This window comes from Thermosediminibacter litoriperuensis, from assembly GCF_008124715.1.
Taxonomy (GTDB): domain Bacteria; phylum Bacillota; class Thermosediminibacteria; order Thermosediminibacterales; family Thermosediminibacteraceae; genus Thermosediminibacter; species Thermosediminibacter litoriperuensis.
The window spans coordinates 47,791-62,830 of sequence record NZ_VNHO01000003.1 but is presented as its reverse complement, the minus strand read 5'-3'; the positions used below and the strand labels follow the sequence as shown (position 1 = coordinate 62,830).

14 protein-coding genes are annotated in these 15,040 nt (G+C 45.7%); 9 read left to right on the top strand and 5 right to left on the bottom strand.

Annotation, left to right across the window (positions count from 1 at the left end; translation table 11 throughout):
- Window positions 1–79 precede the first annotated feature (79 nt).
- Both LZ11_RS01860 and LZ11_RS01855 read right to left on the bottom strand, forming a co-directional pair.
- Window positions 80–1,195: a glycosyltransferase family 4 protein gene (locus LZ11_RS01860; RefSeq protein WP_148866101.1), complete on the bottom strand. Its 1,116-nt coding sequence runs from the start codon at window positions 1,193–1,195 to the stop codon at window positions 80–82.
- Between the two features lies 1 nt (window position 1,196).
- Window positions 1,197–3,383: an alkaline phosphatase family protein gene (locus LZ11_RS01855; protein WP_148866099.1), complete on the bottom strand. Its 2,187-nt coding sequence runs from the start codon at window positions 3,381–3,383 to the stop codon at window positions 1,197–1,199.
- Between the two features lie 172 nt (window positions 3,384–3,555).
- Here LZ11_RS01855 and LZ11_RS01850 point away from each other — a divergent pair, with 172 nt between their 5' ends.
- Complete coding sequence (locus LZ11_RS01850) at window positions 3,556–4,620, top strand: tetraprenyl-beta-curcumene synthase family protein (RefSeq protein ID WP_170240259.1); 1,065 nt, start codon at window positions 3,556–3,558, stop codon at window positions 4,618–4,620.
- Here the strand turns inward: LZ11_RS01850 and LZ11_RS01845 are convergent, their stop codons facing one another.
- Entirely contained in the window at window positions 4,621–5,601 is a 981-nt protein-coding gene (locus tag LZ11_RS01845) for a polyprenyl synthetase family protein (RefSeq protein WP_170240258.1), read from the bottom strand.
- A 210-nt stretch (window positions 5,602–5,811) separates the two neighbouring features.
- On the opposite strand from LZ11_RS01845, the gene LZ11_RS01840 reads away from it, so the two are divergent.
- The 3 genes from LZ11_RS01840 (at window position 5,812) to LZ11_RS01830 (ending at window position 8,121) form a co-directional block, all read left to right on the top strand.
- Window positions 5,812–6,447, top strand: a complete 636-nt coding sequence (locus tag LZ11_RS01840; RefSeq protein WP_170240257.1) for a TetR/AcrR family transcriptional regulator — start codon at window positions 5,812–5,814, stop codon at window positions 6,445–6,447.
- On the top strand, window positions 6,425–7,183 hold the full coding sequence (locus LZ11_RS01835) for an ABC transporter ATP-binding protein (RefSeq protein WP_222927145.1): 759 nt from the start codon (window positions 6,425–6,427) through the stop codon (window positions 7,181–7,183). Before LZ11_RS01840 ends, LZ11_RS01835 begins: the two co-directional genes overlap by 23 nt.
- A 152-nt stretch (window positions 7,184–7,335) precedes the next feature.
- Entirely contained in the window at window positions 7,336–8,121 is a 786-nt protein-coding gene (locus LZ11_RS01830) for an ABC transporter permease (protein ID WP_148866094.1), read from the top strand.
- A 112-nt stretch (window positions 8,122–8,233) separates the two neighbouring features.
- Here the strand turns inward: LZ11_RS01830 and LZ11_RS01825 are convergent, their stop codons facing one another.
- On the bottom strand, window positions 8,234–9,103 hold the full coding sequence (locus LZ11_RS01825; protein ID WP_148866093.1) for a DUF4438 domain-containing protein: 870 nt from the start codon (window positions 9,101–9,103) through the stop codon (window positions 8,234–8,236).
- Between the two features lie 122 nt (window positions 9,104–9,225).
- The gene (locus tag LZ11_RS01820; RefSeq protein WP_148866091.1) at window positions 9,226–9,780 is read right to left on the bottom strand and encodes a nitroreductase family protein; all 555 of its coding nucleotides are present in this window, start codon (window positions 9,778–9,780) and stop codon (window positions 9,226–9,228) included.
- A gap of 370 nt (window positions 9,781–10,150) precedes the next feature.
- Between LZ11_RS01820 and LZ11_RS01815 the strand changes: the two genes are divergently transcribed.
- From LZ11_RS01815 to LZ11_RS01795, 5 genes are all read left to right on the top strand, one after another.
- Complete coding sequence (locus tag LZ11_RS01815; protein ID WP_148866089.1) at window positions 10,151–11,011, top strand: PHP domain-containing protein; 861 nt, start codon at window positions 10,151–10,153, stop codon at window positions 11,009–11,011.
- Between the two features lie 217 nt (window positions 11,012–11,228).
- Window positions 11,229–12,224, top strand: a complete 996-nt coding sequence (locus tag LZ11_RS01810) for a dipeptidase (RefSeq protein ID WP_148866087.1) — start codon at window positions 11,229–11,231, stop codon at window positions 12,222–12,224.
- Complete coding sequence (locus LZ11_RS01805) at window positions 12,221–13,078, top strand: deoxyribonuclease IV (RefSeq protein WP_246110672.1); 858 nt, start codon at window positions 12,221–12,223, stop codon at window positions 13,076–13,078. The genes LZ11_RS01810 and LZ11_RS01805 overlap by 4 nt, the downstream gene beginning before the upstream one ends.
- A gap of 14 nt (window positions 13,079–13,092) precedes the next feature.
- The gene (nth, locus tag LZ11_RS01800; RefSeq protein WP_148866085.1) at window positions 13,093–13,782 is read left to right on the top strand and encodes an endonuclease III; all 690 of its coding nucleotides are present in this window, start codon (window positions 13,093–13,095) and stop codon (window positions 13,780–13,782) included.
- A 61-nt stretch (window positions 13,783–13,843) separates the two neighbouring features.
- The gene (locus tag LZ11_RS01795; RefSeq protein ID WP_148866083.1) at window positions 13,844–15,007 is read left to right on the top strand and encodes an aminotransferase class I/II-fold pyridoxal phosphate-dependent enzyme; all 1,164 of its coding nucleotides are present in this window, start codon (window positions 13,844–13,846) and stop codon (window positions 15,005–15,007) included.
- The last annotated feature ends 33 nt before the right edge of the window (window positions 15,008–15,040 follow it).

Sequence of the window (15,040 nt, the reverse complement as noted above, 5' to 3'; positions counted from 1 at the left end):
ATGTTACTTTTTCAGATTTTCATGCTACGATTATAATAACATAAACTGGAGAAAAGATCAATAAAAATTTAACAAAGTTCTATCCACTCTGATTTACCAAGGAAATAAAGAGATTCTGTACGGCCTCTATCATGTGCTCATGGGTGAAGTGTTCCATTACCATTCGGTGGGCTGTCCGGGCCATTTTCCCCGCATCACCGGGGTTTCTTATAACGTATTCCATGGCTTCCGCAAGGGCACGGGGGTTATCGGGCGGCACCAGTATGCCGGTTACCCCGTGTTTTACTATTTCCGGATTTCCCCCAACGTCCGTTGCTATGACCGGCTTTCCCATGGCCATGGCCTCCAGCAGCGAAAGGCTCAAACCCTCGCTGCGCGAGGAGAGCACCAGCATATCTGAATTGCCCACTATCCGGTATATATCCCAGCAGAACCCCAGGAAATTCACCCTTCCTTCCAGCCCCAGGCCTTTTGCCAGATCCTTGAGCTCCCGTTCCAGAGGGCCGTTTCCGGCTATATAAAAAACTGTTTCTATGTCCTCGCCGGAAAACCTTTCGACCAGGATGGCGCAGGCCTTGAGGAATACGTCAACTCCCTTTTCGGGGATGAGGCGGGATATGTTCAGAATCGCTACGGGTTTTTGCCGGCATTCATCGTCGTTCCCTTGGTATTTTGCAATAAGATAGGGGTCTACACCGTTGTAGATGACCTCGATTTTTCCCGGGGGAATGCCCCACATTCTGCTGATCTCACGAGCCATCCGGTACGACACGGTTATTATTTTGTGATTGTACCTCAACAAATACCCCGCAGTGCGGCTTAAAAAAGTGTTTTTCGGGAAATTGTGCACCGTGGTTACGATTGCGGGGGTGCCGGCGGAAAAGGCGGCAGTAGTGCCCATTATAGCCCCGGCCAGCCCATGGGCGTGTATTATTTCTATCCCCTCTTTTTTGATAAGCTTAACGATGTCAAAAAGGGATTTACACACCGCTATTGGGCTACGTCGGTCCCCCAGTTTAATGCTGTGGACTTTTACGTTTAATTTCTCCAGATTCCAGGTATCCGGGTTGTCGTCCGAAAGGGCGAGGAATATGTCGAATTTAGCTTTATCGAAACCCCAAAGGAGCTGTTCCACGTGGCGCTTCATGCCACCTTCGGAGTCCCGGACCAGTTCTAGGAGTTTTATCTTCTGCATTTCAATCGACCTGCCGGTGAACTGTTATTTCTTCGGCTATCAGCAGCAAAACCGGCAACCCCAGGAAAATTGCCATGGTTCCTGCTGCTACGATACCTGAATCGTTGAAAATAAACGCCAGAATGCAACCGACGCTGGCACCTAAAAATCCGGCGTAAAGCTGCCGGTACTTGCTGAAAATTTTCTTCATGGTATCGGGAGGCCTGAAAGAAAGGGAAATTATGACCGCGATGGTTGTGATGAGCGCCCGGGTCCAGGGTGTGTATCTGAACAACCTGTAATTCATAGAGAGTTTCCGGGTTATTATCGAGAATACAGGCTCTATTCCCATTTCTTTCATCAGCGCCACCGTCTGGCTGATATGACTGGGCGGACCTGCTACGGTTGCCCAGAAAAACAGGAGCGCGATCATAACCGCCATCCCGGCCCCAATGCCGCCGAAGGTCCTCAGGTTAAGCCTTGAGCCGGAAAGCAAAATCAGAGTGGTCAAAAAGGCTCCGTAGGCGCTGATAGCCCCGCCCACGTTGCTTCCGAAAAACGGGGATGATATGAGGTAAAAGAGTAAGCCGAATACGAAAAGGCCTACTGCAAGCGACGTGAGGCGATTTTTAATCTTAATTTCGTCCAGAAGAGCGGTAATACCGATGGCGGTCGAACCTACGAGTACGCCCATGTATTCGTTGCCCAGGCCGTAATAGCGGGCCCCCGCCAGAGGATCATGTCCCAGTACCGAAGTTCCTAAAAGCCGTGCACCGGATACCAGGTCGGCGGTTATTGCCGATGCAGTGAGCAGGCATATAAAAGCAATGGAGCCAAGGGTACTTTTAAAGCTAATAGCGATGGACACTGCTGCCGCGGTGATGATAAAGGTCCAGGCGTACCTGTAAAACAAAGTTTCCCCCGGAAACAGCGGAAGCACAAGGAAAACCAGCGGTACCGCCATGTTTGCAAGGATAAATGGCTTCGCGAAAGCGAGCCAGTTCCTTTTAAAGTAAATGAACAGCAGGAATGCTATGGAGACCGCTATCTGCATGGCTACATACGACTTTATAAGATAGGGTCTTTGGACGTATGTATAAATCGCTTTCCTGTTGGTATCGAGGAGGTAATCGTAGGTCCCTGAAAAATCTATACTTTCCACGGGATTGCCCAGCATCACCGCCGGTACCGGGATTCGGAAAAAAGCCAGCACCGTAGGGGCAATGTCGATGTTTGAGATTATGCCGGGTCGGCGGGTGGTGGCGGATCGCGCCAGGCCCGGGGCCATCTTGGGGCCGGCGGCTATGAACGGAGTGAGCAGGTTGCGTTCTGCGTACCCCCGGTGGGACGGGAATGGCGTTACGATCATCAGCAGGTCCTTTTTAAGGTCCATAGCCGCCGCTACCCTTCCGATGAATTCGTCGGCCTCCTTCAGAGCCTTCCTCCGATAGTGTTCGTACACTTCCGGCGTAACGAGGTTGATGCAGTCGTTGGCTCTGACGGTATCGCCCAGCTGGATTACTATAAGACCGCCCTTTTCCTTTAATTCATCAAATTTCGCGTAAAGTTTTTCGTAGTCGGTTTTTACGAAAAAAGGGCTTTTGCCGTCTTTTTTGTTGAGATCCCCGCCCACATACCCCGAGTATACTACACCGGTAGTATCCATTGCTATCAGTGCCGCCAGCCTGTTTTTTTCCGAAGGCGTGTCCGCGTTACCCAGAATTGATACGGGTATGCCGTTGTTTTTCAAGAGCTCCCCCAGGAGCCCCGGTATTATCTCGTGGTTCTGTTTTTTGCTTTCCGAAATTATGGCGGGAATATCCAGTTCCACTATGGCACTGCGGGGCACGGCAATACCGGTGAACATTTCAAAGGTGCTGCCTGCGTCCGCGACTTTATATTCTTCGAAGGCCATCAGGGCCTCTTTGCCTTTGCCGCCGGCATGGGCTCTGGTTCCGGCTCCGAGAGTAAGGTAGCAGCTGGCGGGATCGTAATAACCGGCAGTCCTGGTGTTCATTAGGGCAGTGACACCCCGGTCCATAAGCCCGTGGATGTTCGGATAATCTCCATCCAGGTCCTCCAGGTTTATGCGGTCCAGCACAATCATAACCGCCAGCTTGCGGGAAGAACCGGTATCGGCGGCGACGGGGGATGAAAAAAGCACAAAATTAAATATTAGGAGGAAAAATGCGACCTGTCTTTTCAGCATAAAAACACTCCTGACTTCTGAGTTTACAATTAATATTATTGAATTTAAGCTGCTTTTTTATAATTTAAAAACTGTAAAAAGCTGCTCCTCCGTAAAGTTTTTGAAGTAAAATTATATTTAACCCTATATTGGCAAATAATAGGAAGGAGAATAACGACTTTCCGGAGGATCTATGGTTCTGAAAGACTGCTTTTACCGTTTCAGCCTTCTGTATAAATTTATTAACAGGATATTTCCGATAGTAGATGTCGAACTAAAAAAGTATACCAGCCTTGCGGAAAGAATTCCGGATCCGGTGTTAAGCCGCCAGGCCCTGGAGAGCATAAAGAAAAAGAAGTTTCATTGCCAGGGCGGCAGCGTATACGCTCTGTACCCCGGTGTTTCGCAAAAGGACATGGTTCATTTCATAGTATCATACCAGACAATTAGCGATTACCTGGACAATTTATGCGATAGGGCAGGAGTTATGGAAGAAGAGGCTTTCAGGCAGCTTCACCTGGCCATGATCGATGCCCTGCTTCCGGGGGAGAGTTACAACGATTATTACAAGTATTACCCTTACAGAAACGATGGCGGGTACCTTACGTTATTGGTCAGTGAGTGCAAAAAATTTGTATCCACTCTGCCCTCTTATACCATAATAAGGGAGAAGATTCTCTTTCTGGCGAGGCTTTACTCGGACCTACAGGTATACAAACACCTGGCGCCGGAAATCAGGGAATGCAGAATGGCCGGGTGGTTCAGCAACTACCTGGATTACTTTCCCGAAATCAGCGGGTGGGAGTTTTCCGCAGCCGCGGGTTCTACGCTGGGAATTTTCATGCTGGTGGCGGCTGCCGCCGATCCGGAACTGGACAACCTTGAGGCCTGGAAAATATTTCAATCGTATTTTCCCTGGATCTGCGGCCTGCACATCCTGCTGGACTATTACATCGACTTGGATGAGGATAAGGATGGCGGCGATCTGAATTTCGTAAGTTACTACACCAATGAGATAAAATGTTTAGAACGGTTGAAGTTGTTTTACCAAAATTCCCTGGAAGAATCGGCAAAATTAAGATATCCCGTTTTTCACAGCACGGTCGTGGACGGCCTCATGGCCATGTACCTGTCGGATCCGAAAGCCTACACCGGCGGGCGCAAGCTGGTCACGGCGGAGCTCTTAAACTGGTGCGGATATTATGCCAGGTTGATGCACGGTGTTTGCTCCCAGCTAAGAAAAACGAACAGGCTTTGATCACCTGTTCCTTTTTATTACCTTCCCGGAAAGGTCTGTCAATATCTCCTTGTAAATTGAATCGGGCAGCCCGTCCAAGATTTCTCTGGCCTTTTTAACGCATTCTTCAGCCTTTGCATAGGTCTTCGTGATAGCAGCCGACTGCTTGAGATCACGGATGATCTGGGCCTTCATACCGGCCGCCAGTTTTCTGTCCGACAGAATATCCCGGTATTTAGCCCCCAACACGCTGTCCTGCAGAAGATATATATAGGGCAGGGTTATTTTTCCCTCTTCCAGGTCGTGGGCTACGGGTTTTCCCATCTCGCTTGTATCGCCGGTTACGTCCAGTATATCGTCTACTATCTGGAAGGCGTAACCCAGATACAGGCCGAAAAGCCCCATTTTTTCTATCTGCACCTCACCGGCTTTGCCGCAGTCGGCGCCTGATTTGCAGCAGGCTGCGATAAGCGACGCCGTTTTTTTTTCTATGGTCCTGAAATAGTGATCTTCATCAACCGTTTTGTCCGGACTATCACGAGCCTGCATGATCTCGCCCGCGCACATTTCCTGGATGGCGTCAACCAGGTACCCCATGCATCGATTCAGGTTGTACCTGCAGAGCACTTCAAAAGCTTTGGCGAAAACGAAGTCACCGGCAAGGACGGCAGTATGGTTGCCGTAAACATAATTTATTGTGGGGCGGTTTCGCCTGTAATCGGACCGGTCTATCACATCGTCGTGTATCAGAGACGCGGTATGTATCAATTCGGCGGCTACGGCCGAATAGATCATTTTCGTGTTTACAGGAGAAAAGCAAAGTCCCGAAAGCAGTACTAGCTTGGGCCTGAGCCGCTTTCCACCGGCGAAGAAGTCTCTCAGTATACCGCGGACCGGTTCATCGCTTTCCTCGATCACCCGCATTAGTTCCCTTTCTATGAGTTTCATTTCCTTGGATATCTGGGGGATATCCTCTATGTTGGTATTCACGGTCGAAATCATGGTTCTGCTCCGATCCTTCATTATTGTTTAAGGATATTTTTGTCCCGGCCGGATAATTTTATACAGCGGAGGTTTAATTTTAGTTGTTTTGCAGGTTATGATGGTGATAATACCCGGCAATGTAAGTTATTCGTTGATATTTTATATAAACAATGATACAATATGACCGTGAATATAAAAATGGTCATATATTTTAAAAGGAGGTATATAATGCCTGCTGCGTTTTCTGAAAGGGAAAAAGCTCTAATTAAGAGTAGATTACTAGCCGCAGCTGAAGAGTGTTTGCAGAAATTTGGGGTTAAGAAAACCAGCGTGGAACAACTCACTAAAATGGCAGGAATTTCAAAGGGAGCGTTTTATATATTTTACGGTTCAAAAGAGATGTTATTTTTTGAAGTTGTAGAAAAGATTCAGCACGCAATATTGAGTCAATTAATGGAAAATCTGTCTAAAAAAGATTCTGACCCTAAAACCAAATTTATTGATGCTATTTTTGAAGCATTTGTGCTCGTAAAAAATTCTTCTTTGATTAATCTTATCCAAGGCAATGAAATAGAGATTATTTTGAGAAAGCTGCCGGATGAAGTGATTAAAAAACATCACTCTTTTGATTCTATCTTTATAAAAAACCTGCTAAAGGTATTGGAAATCGAGGAGAGCGGTGATATTAATACTATTTCAGCAGCTTTAAGAGCGGTTTTTATTACAACATTGTATGAAAAACAAATAGGTGAATATTATCACGAAGCTATAAAGCTGTTGGTTACAGGATTGGCAGAACAGATATTTAAGGGGAATGACAATTGGAATGGAGGATTGAAAAATGAAAGTAATCGAGGTGCATAATTTCACAAAAAAATTTAGGAATTTGATTGCGGTTAATAATATTTCACTTAAAATAGAGCCTGGAGAAATATATGGTTTCTTAGGGTTAAATGGTGCCGGGAAAACTACTACGATACGAATGTTACTCGGAATGATAAAGCCAACACAGGGGACTGTGTTGCTGTTTGGAAAAGATATAAGTAAAAATTTTAATCAGTGGAATAATGTGGGATACTTAGTCGAAACTACTCATTCATATCCTAACCTTACGGTTAGAGAAAACCTTGAAGTGTATTTTCATTTACGAAAATTAACCGATAACAAGTTAATAGACAACGTTATTGAAAGATTAAAACTCTCGGATTATCGAAATACTAAGGCCAAATATCTATCATTGGGCAATCTACAGCGATTGGGATTGGCAAAAGCACTAATGCATGAACCCAAACTACTCATTTTAGACGAACCTATGAATGGATTGGACCCGGCGGGGATTATAGAGATTCGGCAGATACTTGTAGAACTTTCTAAACGAGGAACCACTATTTTTATTTCCAGTCATATCTTAAACGAGATTGCTAAATTGGCCACAAAAATCGGCATTATACATAAGGGCAGGCTTATTAAAGAATTAGAATCGGAACAATTAGAGCAACAGGTTTTAAAGAAATTAATAGTAGAAACTCGTGATAATATGAAAGCTGTAGAATTGCTAAAAAATAATAGTATTTTTTCAAGTATTAATGATGAAGGATGATTGAAATATACGATTACAAAGCAATAAGTGATCCTGAAATTATTTGTAAATGTTTGGTTAATGCCGGTTTGCCTCCAAGAACCTTATATGTTTTTGAAGAGGATTTGGAATCCTTCTTCATAAGAACCATAAGCAACGAGGAGGGTTAATGTATGAAGGGGCTAAAAAGAGCATTTATTGCGGAACTATTGAAACTAAAGCATTCGAACGCAATATGGATTAGTTTTGCTGCTTTCGCTTTGGGACCCATTATGGGCTGCCTTATGATAATAATTTTGCAAAACCCAATATTAACTCATAAATTAGGAATTATAAGTTCTAAAGCCGCTATACTGACCTTTTCTGCCGATTGGAATTCTTATTTTTCTTTTTTATCGCAAGTGGTAGGATTTGGAGGAATAATAGTGTTCGGTTTTGTTGCAAGTTATATCTTTGGAAGGGAGTACGTGGACAGAACGGTGAGAGATTTACTCTCATTGCCGGTTTCTCGTGCTAAAATATTAAATGCGAAACTTTTTGTTTATATTATCTGGTGTTCTAGTTTAGCAATTTCTAATTTAATTTTAGGGATTATAATAGGGAAAGCATTGAACTTAACTAATTGGGAGTATAAAGTTTTCTATGAAAACATCAAGATCTATTTTATCACTGCTTTATTAGCTATGGCATTAGGTACACCGATTTCACTTTTTGCATTGTGGAGTAAAGGTTATTTAGCAGCTTTAGGTTTTTTAGTGTTAACTTTGATTTTGGATCAATTTATTGCTATTACCAATCTACGTTATTACTTCCCCTGGTTAATTCCCGGCTTATACAGCGGTGCTCTTGGTGAGTTTAAAAGTCTATTGAACATATGGAGCTATTTGATATTGGCTTTTACTTGTGCAGTTTGCTATGCATTGACAATAATTTGGTGGGAGTACACTGATCATACATAATGGTTATTATAGAGGGAAAAAAACACCGCTTTTAGGCTGTGTATCCAAAAAGCGGTGTTTGTCTACAATCTGAGAGTCTCTTAAAAGACTCTTTATTTATTGGCAGAAAAACCTATTCCAAATTCAAATAATCGATATAATTCATTATATTAGCGTTCTTATCTATTATTCCTTTAATTTTGGTTGTTTTGCAGGTCATGATGGTGGTGATGCCCGGTCCGTGACCCATCTTGACGCAATCGCTGTGTATTACTATGCCGATGGTTACGGCTCCTTTTAAATATCCTCTTCCGTAGGTGTTGTCGCAATCTTTCAGTAAAACCAAATCGCCGAATCTTAACTGGTCAAGGCCAAGATTTAAGATTTCGTCTTTGTCGCCGGTCATTATATCGTAGTCTCCGCTGAAAGCTGTCGCCGCACCGAGGCCCGAACCCATAAGGTGTGCCGGGGCTTCGGCAACTACGGGGACTTTAAGTATGCCGTTTTCTTCAATTATAGGTATGTTTAAGAACAGGCGGGGATCAATGTTCATTACCACGATCTCAGGGTAGTCGAGAAGTTTTAGACCCTGTCCCCAGGCTTTGATGAGTATTTTATCATCTACCGCCATTTTTTCCATGTCTTCTTTTTTAAATTGGAGAATGACGTGCTCGATTCCTCCGTGTTTTCCTATAACAACCCCTTTTGCACCTTTTGCGTCGCCGGTTACTACCCTTGCATCATTTCCGATGCATGACAGCATCATGAGGGCATTGTTTTCGTTTTTATCTTCGTTTCTAATGGAAACGCCCGGTTCTATATGGTCGCCGGACAACCCGAAAGCGGGGTCGCCGAGGCTCACATTGTATGTAATACCTCCGGTAGCCGGCAGTATATTTACGCTTCCATCATATCCTATTCTAAAAGGTGATGCGGCAATGGGATGATGGATTTTTCCCTGAACCGATTGAATTACCGTTTTTTCAATGTTGGTTCTTAACATATATGACCCCCCATGAATTTTTATACATCATCCAAGTGATCATTATGGCTATGAGTTAGCTGAACATATAACGATCCCGGGCCTTTTTGATTTCATTCACGGTCAAGTTTAATGCTTTGGCGTTACCTTATGTAGTTTACGACGTTCCTTCTTCTTTCAATGGGGCGCGGTTGCTTTGCTGGGTCAGGATAGCCCAGGGCCACGGTGAAATATGGCTCGTACCCGTCCGGCAGCGAAAGTTTTTTCACCTCTTCCTCAATTTTAAACAGAAAACTGGTCAGGCCTATCCAGCACGAACCCAGTCCGAGGCTGTGGGCGGCCAGCAGCATGTTCTGCGTGGCAGCGCTGCAATCGATCAGGGCGGAATATGAATTCTTCCTGCCCGATACCACGATTATCGTGGGCGCATTGTAAAAAATGTGCAGTTTCTCATTGCGTCCCATGGCCGCTATCCATTCTATTTCCGATTCGGCCATGACCTTTTTCGTCACACGGCTGAAGTGGTCTATAAGTTCCCTATCCTGTATTACGGTAAAATGCCAGGGCTGCTCGTTGTGTCCGCTGGGGGCGTGGATCGCTGCCTCGATGATCGTTTGTATTTCCTCCTCCTTTATCTGTTCCGGCCTGAACCGCCGGATGCTCCTGCGGGTTTTTATGACATTGATGACCTCGTTCAAAATATTTCCCTCCTCTTGAAAATAGACTTCAATACTGTTATGCGTCACCAGAAAAATACGAAAAAAGCACTCCCTAATAATATATCATATAATAACGTCATATAACGGCTGGTTAAGAGAAAATGTTTCAACCATGGGTAATTCGGATACGACTTTAAAACGAGCACTGTAAAATAACTGTTCATCTATTATACGGCCTGTTTTTTGAATTGAGGTATTAGTATTGCTTGTTGCTTTAAATTTGTGTATGATGATAATTGATTCGCCCTTTAGCTTTTTTTTCCTTCTTCTCTTTTTGGTTTTGGGGCTATTTATATTTCGGTTGATCTGACTGTAAAACGCTTATCTTAGGAAATCGGAGGATTAATAAGTGAACAATACGTTTTATGGGGAATGGAAAACTGACGATATAAAAGTGGATTTGCACATTCATACAACAGCTTCCGATGGCACTTGGAGACCAAAAACCCTGCTAAAAAAGCTGCTAAGCGCAGGTATTAAACTTTTTGCCGTAACGGACCATGATACCACGGAAAATCTTGATGAAACCGCTGCATTAGCTAAGAAACATGGGCTCAAATTTATAAATGGAGTGGAGGTTAATACTACTTATAACAACCGGAATTATCATATTCTGGGTTTGGGAATCCAACCTGAAAACAAAGAGCTGCAGACGCTACTGAAAAGAAACCGAGAATTAATGGAGGAAAAGGATGATGAAAGCATAAAATATCTCGAAAGGAAGTTTCCGATTGTTTGTTTCGATGAATATAAAAAATATAAAAATAATCCGGAGAGAGGAGGATGGAAAGCTTTAAATTACTTGATCGATAAAAAGTTATGCAGAAGCTATAAAGACTTTTTCAATTTATTCAACGACTGGGGAAATCCTTTTGAAAAACTCGAATTTGCTTCTCCCGGCGAAGCGATAAAAGCGATTTGCATGGCCGGAGGGGTTCCGGTATTAGCACACCCGGGTGCATCGTTTTATGATAAGGATTATAAGGCTTTAATTGCATTCATGATCGGCGAGGGGATTAGAGGTATAGAATGCTATCATCCTGAGAATAGTCCAGAAATCACCCGATACTGTCTTGAAATATGCAAATCGAATAATCTCTTGGTGACCGGCGGTTCGGATTGTCACGGGGAGTTTGTCGCCGGTAGATGTTTGGGGACTCCCGATATCCGCTTATCGCAATTAAAGCTCGATGGGATTCATATATATTAAGGGAAAACCTCTCGCCCCGTTAAGGGGGTTAAGGGGTTTTTTATATATTTTGTCACATATTAGTAAGCGGTCGCTGCTGACGTCCAAGTTAATTCAGTTACAAATAGATAACTTTTTTGATAGAAGAATAGTGTCAATGATTTATATATAGAAAAATCGAATTAATTAAGTTAAAATATAAGTTAATAACCCGGAGAGAGAGGGGAGTTATAATTCCGTGTTTCAGCTTAGCGAAGAACAAGAACAGAGAGCCTTGAGGCTCCACAGGGAGAGCATCGTTTTCGACGCCCACTGCGACACCATCCTTCAGGTGTTAGACGGCAAGCGAACTCTCGGAGAAAGGTCGCAGGAGGGTCATATAAATATACCCAGGCTCAAAGGCGGGGGAATTAAAGCCCAGGTATTTTCGGTGTTCGTACGGCCCGAATGGTACGGCGATGCGGTCCACGCTACGCTAAAAGGGATTGCCGCCTTAAAGCGCGAGTTCGAGAAAAACGCTGGGGACGTGATCCTGGCCAGGTCCGCCGGTGACATTAAAAAAGCTGCGGCGGAAGGGAAGATCGCTGCATTGATAAGTATAGAAGGCGGTGAAGCCCTTCAGGGAGACCTTGATATGATTGAAATATACCGGGAACTGGGAGTTTCCTCGCTGATTCTGACCTGGAACAATAGAAACCCGATTGCCGACGGTGCGGGCGATATCAGGAGCGGAGGAGGCCTTTCGAGTTTTGGAGTCGAGGTTATAAAGGAAATGGAGAGGCTGGGAATGATTGTAGACCTGGCCCACATATCCCCCCGGGGTTTTTGGGATGCCATGGAAACGGCCACAAAGCCGGTCATCGTCTCCCACTCGCTTCCGAGGAAATTCATGGATATACCAAGGAACCTTGATGACAACCAGATTAAGGCCGTAGCGGAAAAAGGCGGAGTTATCGGAGTGAGCTTTTACTTTGCTAGCTACGGCGGTGAAGGAGGGAACCTGGAAAAGGCACTGGACGCCATCGATTATATAGTCAACATCGGAGGAGTGGACTGTGCCGGCCTTGGTTCCGACTTCGACGGTTTTAGCGGTGAGGTTCCAGGATTGGAATCCTGTGAAAAGTTTTGGAATATTACCCGTGGCCTCGTATACCGAGGTTACTCCGATGAAGATATCGAAAAAATATTAGGGAAGAACTTCATCAGGGTATACGAACAGGTGCAGAGCAAATGAGGAAAGGAGAATTTGCAATGCTTTTCGGCGCCCATATATCGATTTCAAAGGGTTACCAAAATGCATTGAAAGAAGCCCTCTCCATCGGAGCCAACACCCTTCAGTTTTTCACCCGGAATCCGCGGGGAGGCGCCGTTAAGGCCCTTGACGAAATCGATGTCAAAAAGTCCTTACAACTGCGGGAGAAGGAAAACTTCGGGCCCATGGTGGCCCACGCGCCCTACACCGTGAACATGGCGGCTAATAAAAAGGAGACGGCGGATTTCACAAGGAGGGTGCTAAGGGAAGACCTGGAGAGGCTTGAAAAGGTGGGAGCTCCATACCTCGTGATACATCCGGGAAGCCACCTGGGTGACGGAGTGGAAGCAGGTATTGAAAGAATTGCGTCGGTCTTAAAAGAGGTCGTTACGGGCGAGGAAAAGGTGATGGTGCTTTTAGAGACTATGGCCGGTTCGGGCAGCGAGGTGGGATATACCTTTGAGCAGTTGTACGATATAATGGATAAAACCGGAATTCCCCATGCCTTCGGTGTGTGCATAGACACCTGCCACCTTTACGGTGCCGGATATGATGTTAAGGACCGCCTAGACGAGGTCCTGAAGGAATTTGACCGGGTGCTGGGGCTAGATAAAATTAAAGCTGTGCACCTGAACGACAGTAAATTCGGTTTGGCCAGCCGTAAGGACCGGCATGCCAACCTGGGCGAAGGGCTACTCGGCCTTGAAACCGTAAAAAGAGTTATAACTCACCCTGCCTTAAAAGGCAGGCCCTTTTTGCTGGAGACCCCCGGGGGTATGGAAAACTACAAAAAAGAGATAGAGATTTTAAAAGAAATGAGCAAAGAAAATGGCTGAAGATAGGGATGGCTATGAGGGAAAAGGATTTAAACGGCAATATTCGGATCAGCGAAGAGGAAAAAGAGCGCATCCGGAAGATACTTGCCCTGCTTGAGGAGTCTTATCCGAAAGCGACCACGGCCCTGAGATACGAGAACCCGTTCCAGCTCCTCGTGGCCACAATACTTTCCGCCCAGTGCACCGACCGGCGGGTAAATCAGGTCACCGCGAAGCTTTTCAAAAAATATAAAGGACCGGAAGACTTTACCGGCGCCAAGCGCCATGAACTGGAGGAAGACATAAAGGAGTGCGGCCTCTTCAGGAGCAAGAGCAAAAACATAATCGAGACTTCCCGTATAATCATGGAAAAATACGGCGGCCGAGTCCCGGATGAATTTGACGAGCTCATTAAACTGCCAGGCGTGGGCCGTAAGACCGCCAACGTAATTCTGGCCAACGCCTTTGGGAAACCGGCCTTTGCGGTGGATACCCATGTGTTCAGGGTGGCCAGGCGCCTGGGTTTTTCCGACAGAAAGGATCCCCTGGGTGTTGAAAAGGACCTGACTGTAAAGGTACCAAGGGAATACTGGATAAGGGCCCATCACTGGCTTATCAATCACGGGCGGCGCGTCTGCACGGCCAGGAAACCAAAATGTCAAAATTGCGTTCTGAAAGATTTGTGCCGCTATTATGCATATGAATACGATAGAAATAAATCTTGATTTGCTGCGTAACGGCAGGTGACTGCTGTTACGCGTCACAAAAGAAGGGAGAGGAGTTTCCGTGGATTACAAAAAATACGTATCGGAAAGTGTTAAAGAAGTCCGGATTTCCACCATCAGGCATTTTTTTAATCTGGTAAGCCAGATGCCTGAAGCAATATCCCTGTGCATAGGAGAGCCCGATTTCGTCACTCCTTCCCACATATGCGGTGCGGCGAAAAGGGCTCTCGACGAGGGAAAAACTTCCTATACTCCCAATCCCGGCCTGATGGAACTTCGCCGCGCGATAGCTGATTATCTGAAACGCCGTTTCGGGCTTCAGTACGCTCCGGAAACGGAAATAATAGTCACGATAGGCGCCAGTGAAGCAATCGACGTGGCCTTGAGGACGTTGTTAAACCCGGGGGACGAAGTGCTCATCCCCGAACCCTCTTTTGTAGCGTATAAACCCTGCACGATTCTCGCAGGGGGCAGGCCGGTTTCCGTGCCTACCCATCAGGAGGACGAATTCGTCCTGAAACCCGATATACTGGAAAGGTACATAACCCCCAGGTCAAAGGTACTGATACTGCCTTATCCCAATAACCCTACAGGAGCGGTCATGAACCGCAAACAGCTGGAGGACATCGCTCGAATTGCCGAAAAGCACGATCTCATCGTGGTTACCGATGAGATATACGCAGAGCTCACCTACGGCGTCAGGCACACGGCTTTTGCGACGATTCCGGGAATGCGCGAGAGAACGGTGACTATAAACGGCTTTTCAAAGGCCTATGCGATGACCGGCTGGAGGCTCGGATACATCGCGGCTCCTCAGGGCCTGGCGGCGGAAATGCTGAAAGTCCACCAGTACAGTGTGACCTGCGCTCCCACCATGGGACAGTATGCGGCCATAGAAGCTCTGAGAAACGGTGACGCCGATATAGAACTTATGCGCAGCGAGTATGACAAAAGGCGGATCTACCTTTTTAACAGCTTGAAAAATATGGGGCTTGAGTGCTTCGAACCGAAGGGCGCCTTTTACATTTTCCCGTCTATAATAAATACCGGCCTTTCGTCGGAGGAATTCGCCGAGAGGCTCCTGAAGGAGAAAAAGGTGGCTGTGGTTCCCGGCAGCGCCTTCGGGGAGACCGGCCAGGGCTTTATAAGAATAGCCTATGCTGCTTCGATGGCAAACCTCGAAGAGGCAGTAGAGAGAATCAGTGCTTTTTTGAAGGAAATATAAGACCGGCCTTGAACGGCCGGTATTTTAATTAAG

Excerpts from the sequence above, each read along its gene's own strand:
- LZ11_RS01850 (WP_170240259.1), top strand. The coding sequence starts at position 3,556 with ATGGTTCTGAAAGACTGCTTTTACCGTTTCAGCCTTCTGTATAAATTT.
- LZ11_RS01805 (WP_246110672.1), top strand. The coding sequence starts at position 12,221 with ATGAGGAAAGGAGAATTTGCAATGCTTTTCGGCGCCCATATATCGATT.
- LZ11_RS01830 (WP_148866094.1), top strand. The coding sequence starts at position 7,336 with ATGAAGGGGCTAAAAAGAGCATTTATTGCGGAACTATTGAAACTAAAG.
- LZ11_RS01825 (WP_148866093.1), bottom strand. The coding sequence starts at position 9,103 with ATGTTAAGAACCAACATTGAAAAAACGGTAATTCAATCGGTTCAGGGA.
- LZ11_RS01855 (WP_148866099.1), bottom strand. The coding sequence starts at position 3,383 with ATGCTGAAAAGACAGGTCGCATTTTTCCTCCTAATATTTAATTTTGTG.
- nth (WP_148866085.1), top strand. The coding sequence starts at position 13,093 with ATGAGGGAAAAGGATTTAAACGGCAATATTCGGATCAGCGAAGAGGAA.
- LZ11_RS01845 (WP_170240258.1), bottom strand. The coding sequence starts at position 5,601 with ATGATTTCGACCGTGAATACCAACATAGAGGATATCCCCCAGATATCC.
- LZ11_RS01835 (WP_222927145.1), top strand. The coding sequence starts at position 6,425 with ATGAAAGTAATCGAGGTGCATAATTTCACAAAAAAATTTAGGAATTTG.
- LZ11_RS01840 (WP_170240257.1), top strand. The coding sequence starts at position 5,812 with ATGCCTGCTGCGTTTTCTGAAAGGGAAAAAGCTCTAATTAAGAGTAGA.
- LZ11_RS01860 (WP_148866101.1), bottom strand. The coding sequence starts at position 1,195 with ATGCAGAAGATAAAACTCCTAGAACTGGTCCGGGACTCCGAAGGTGGC.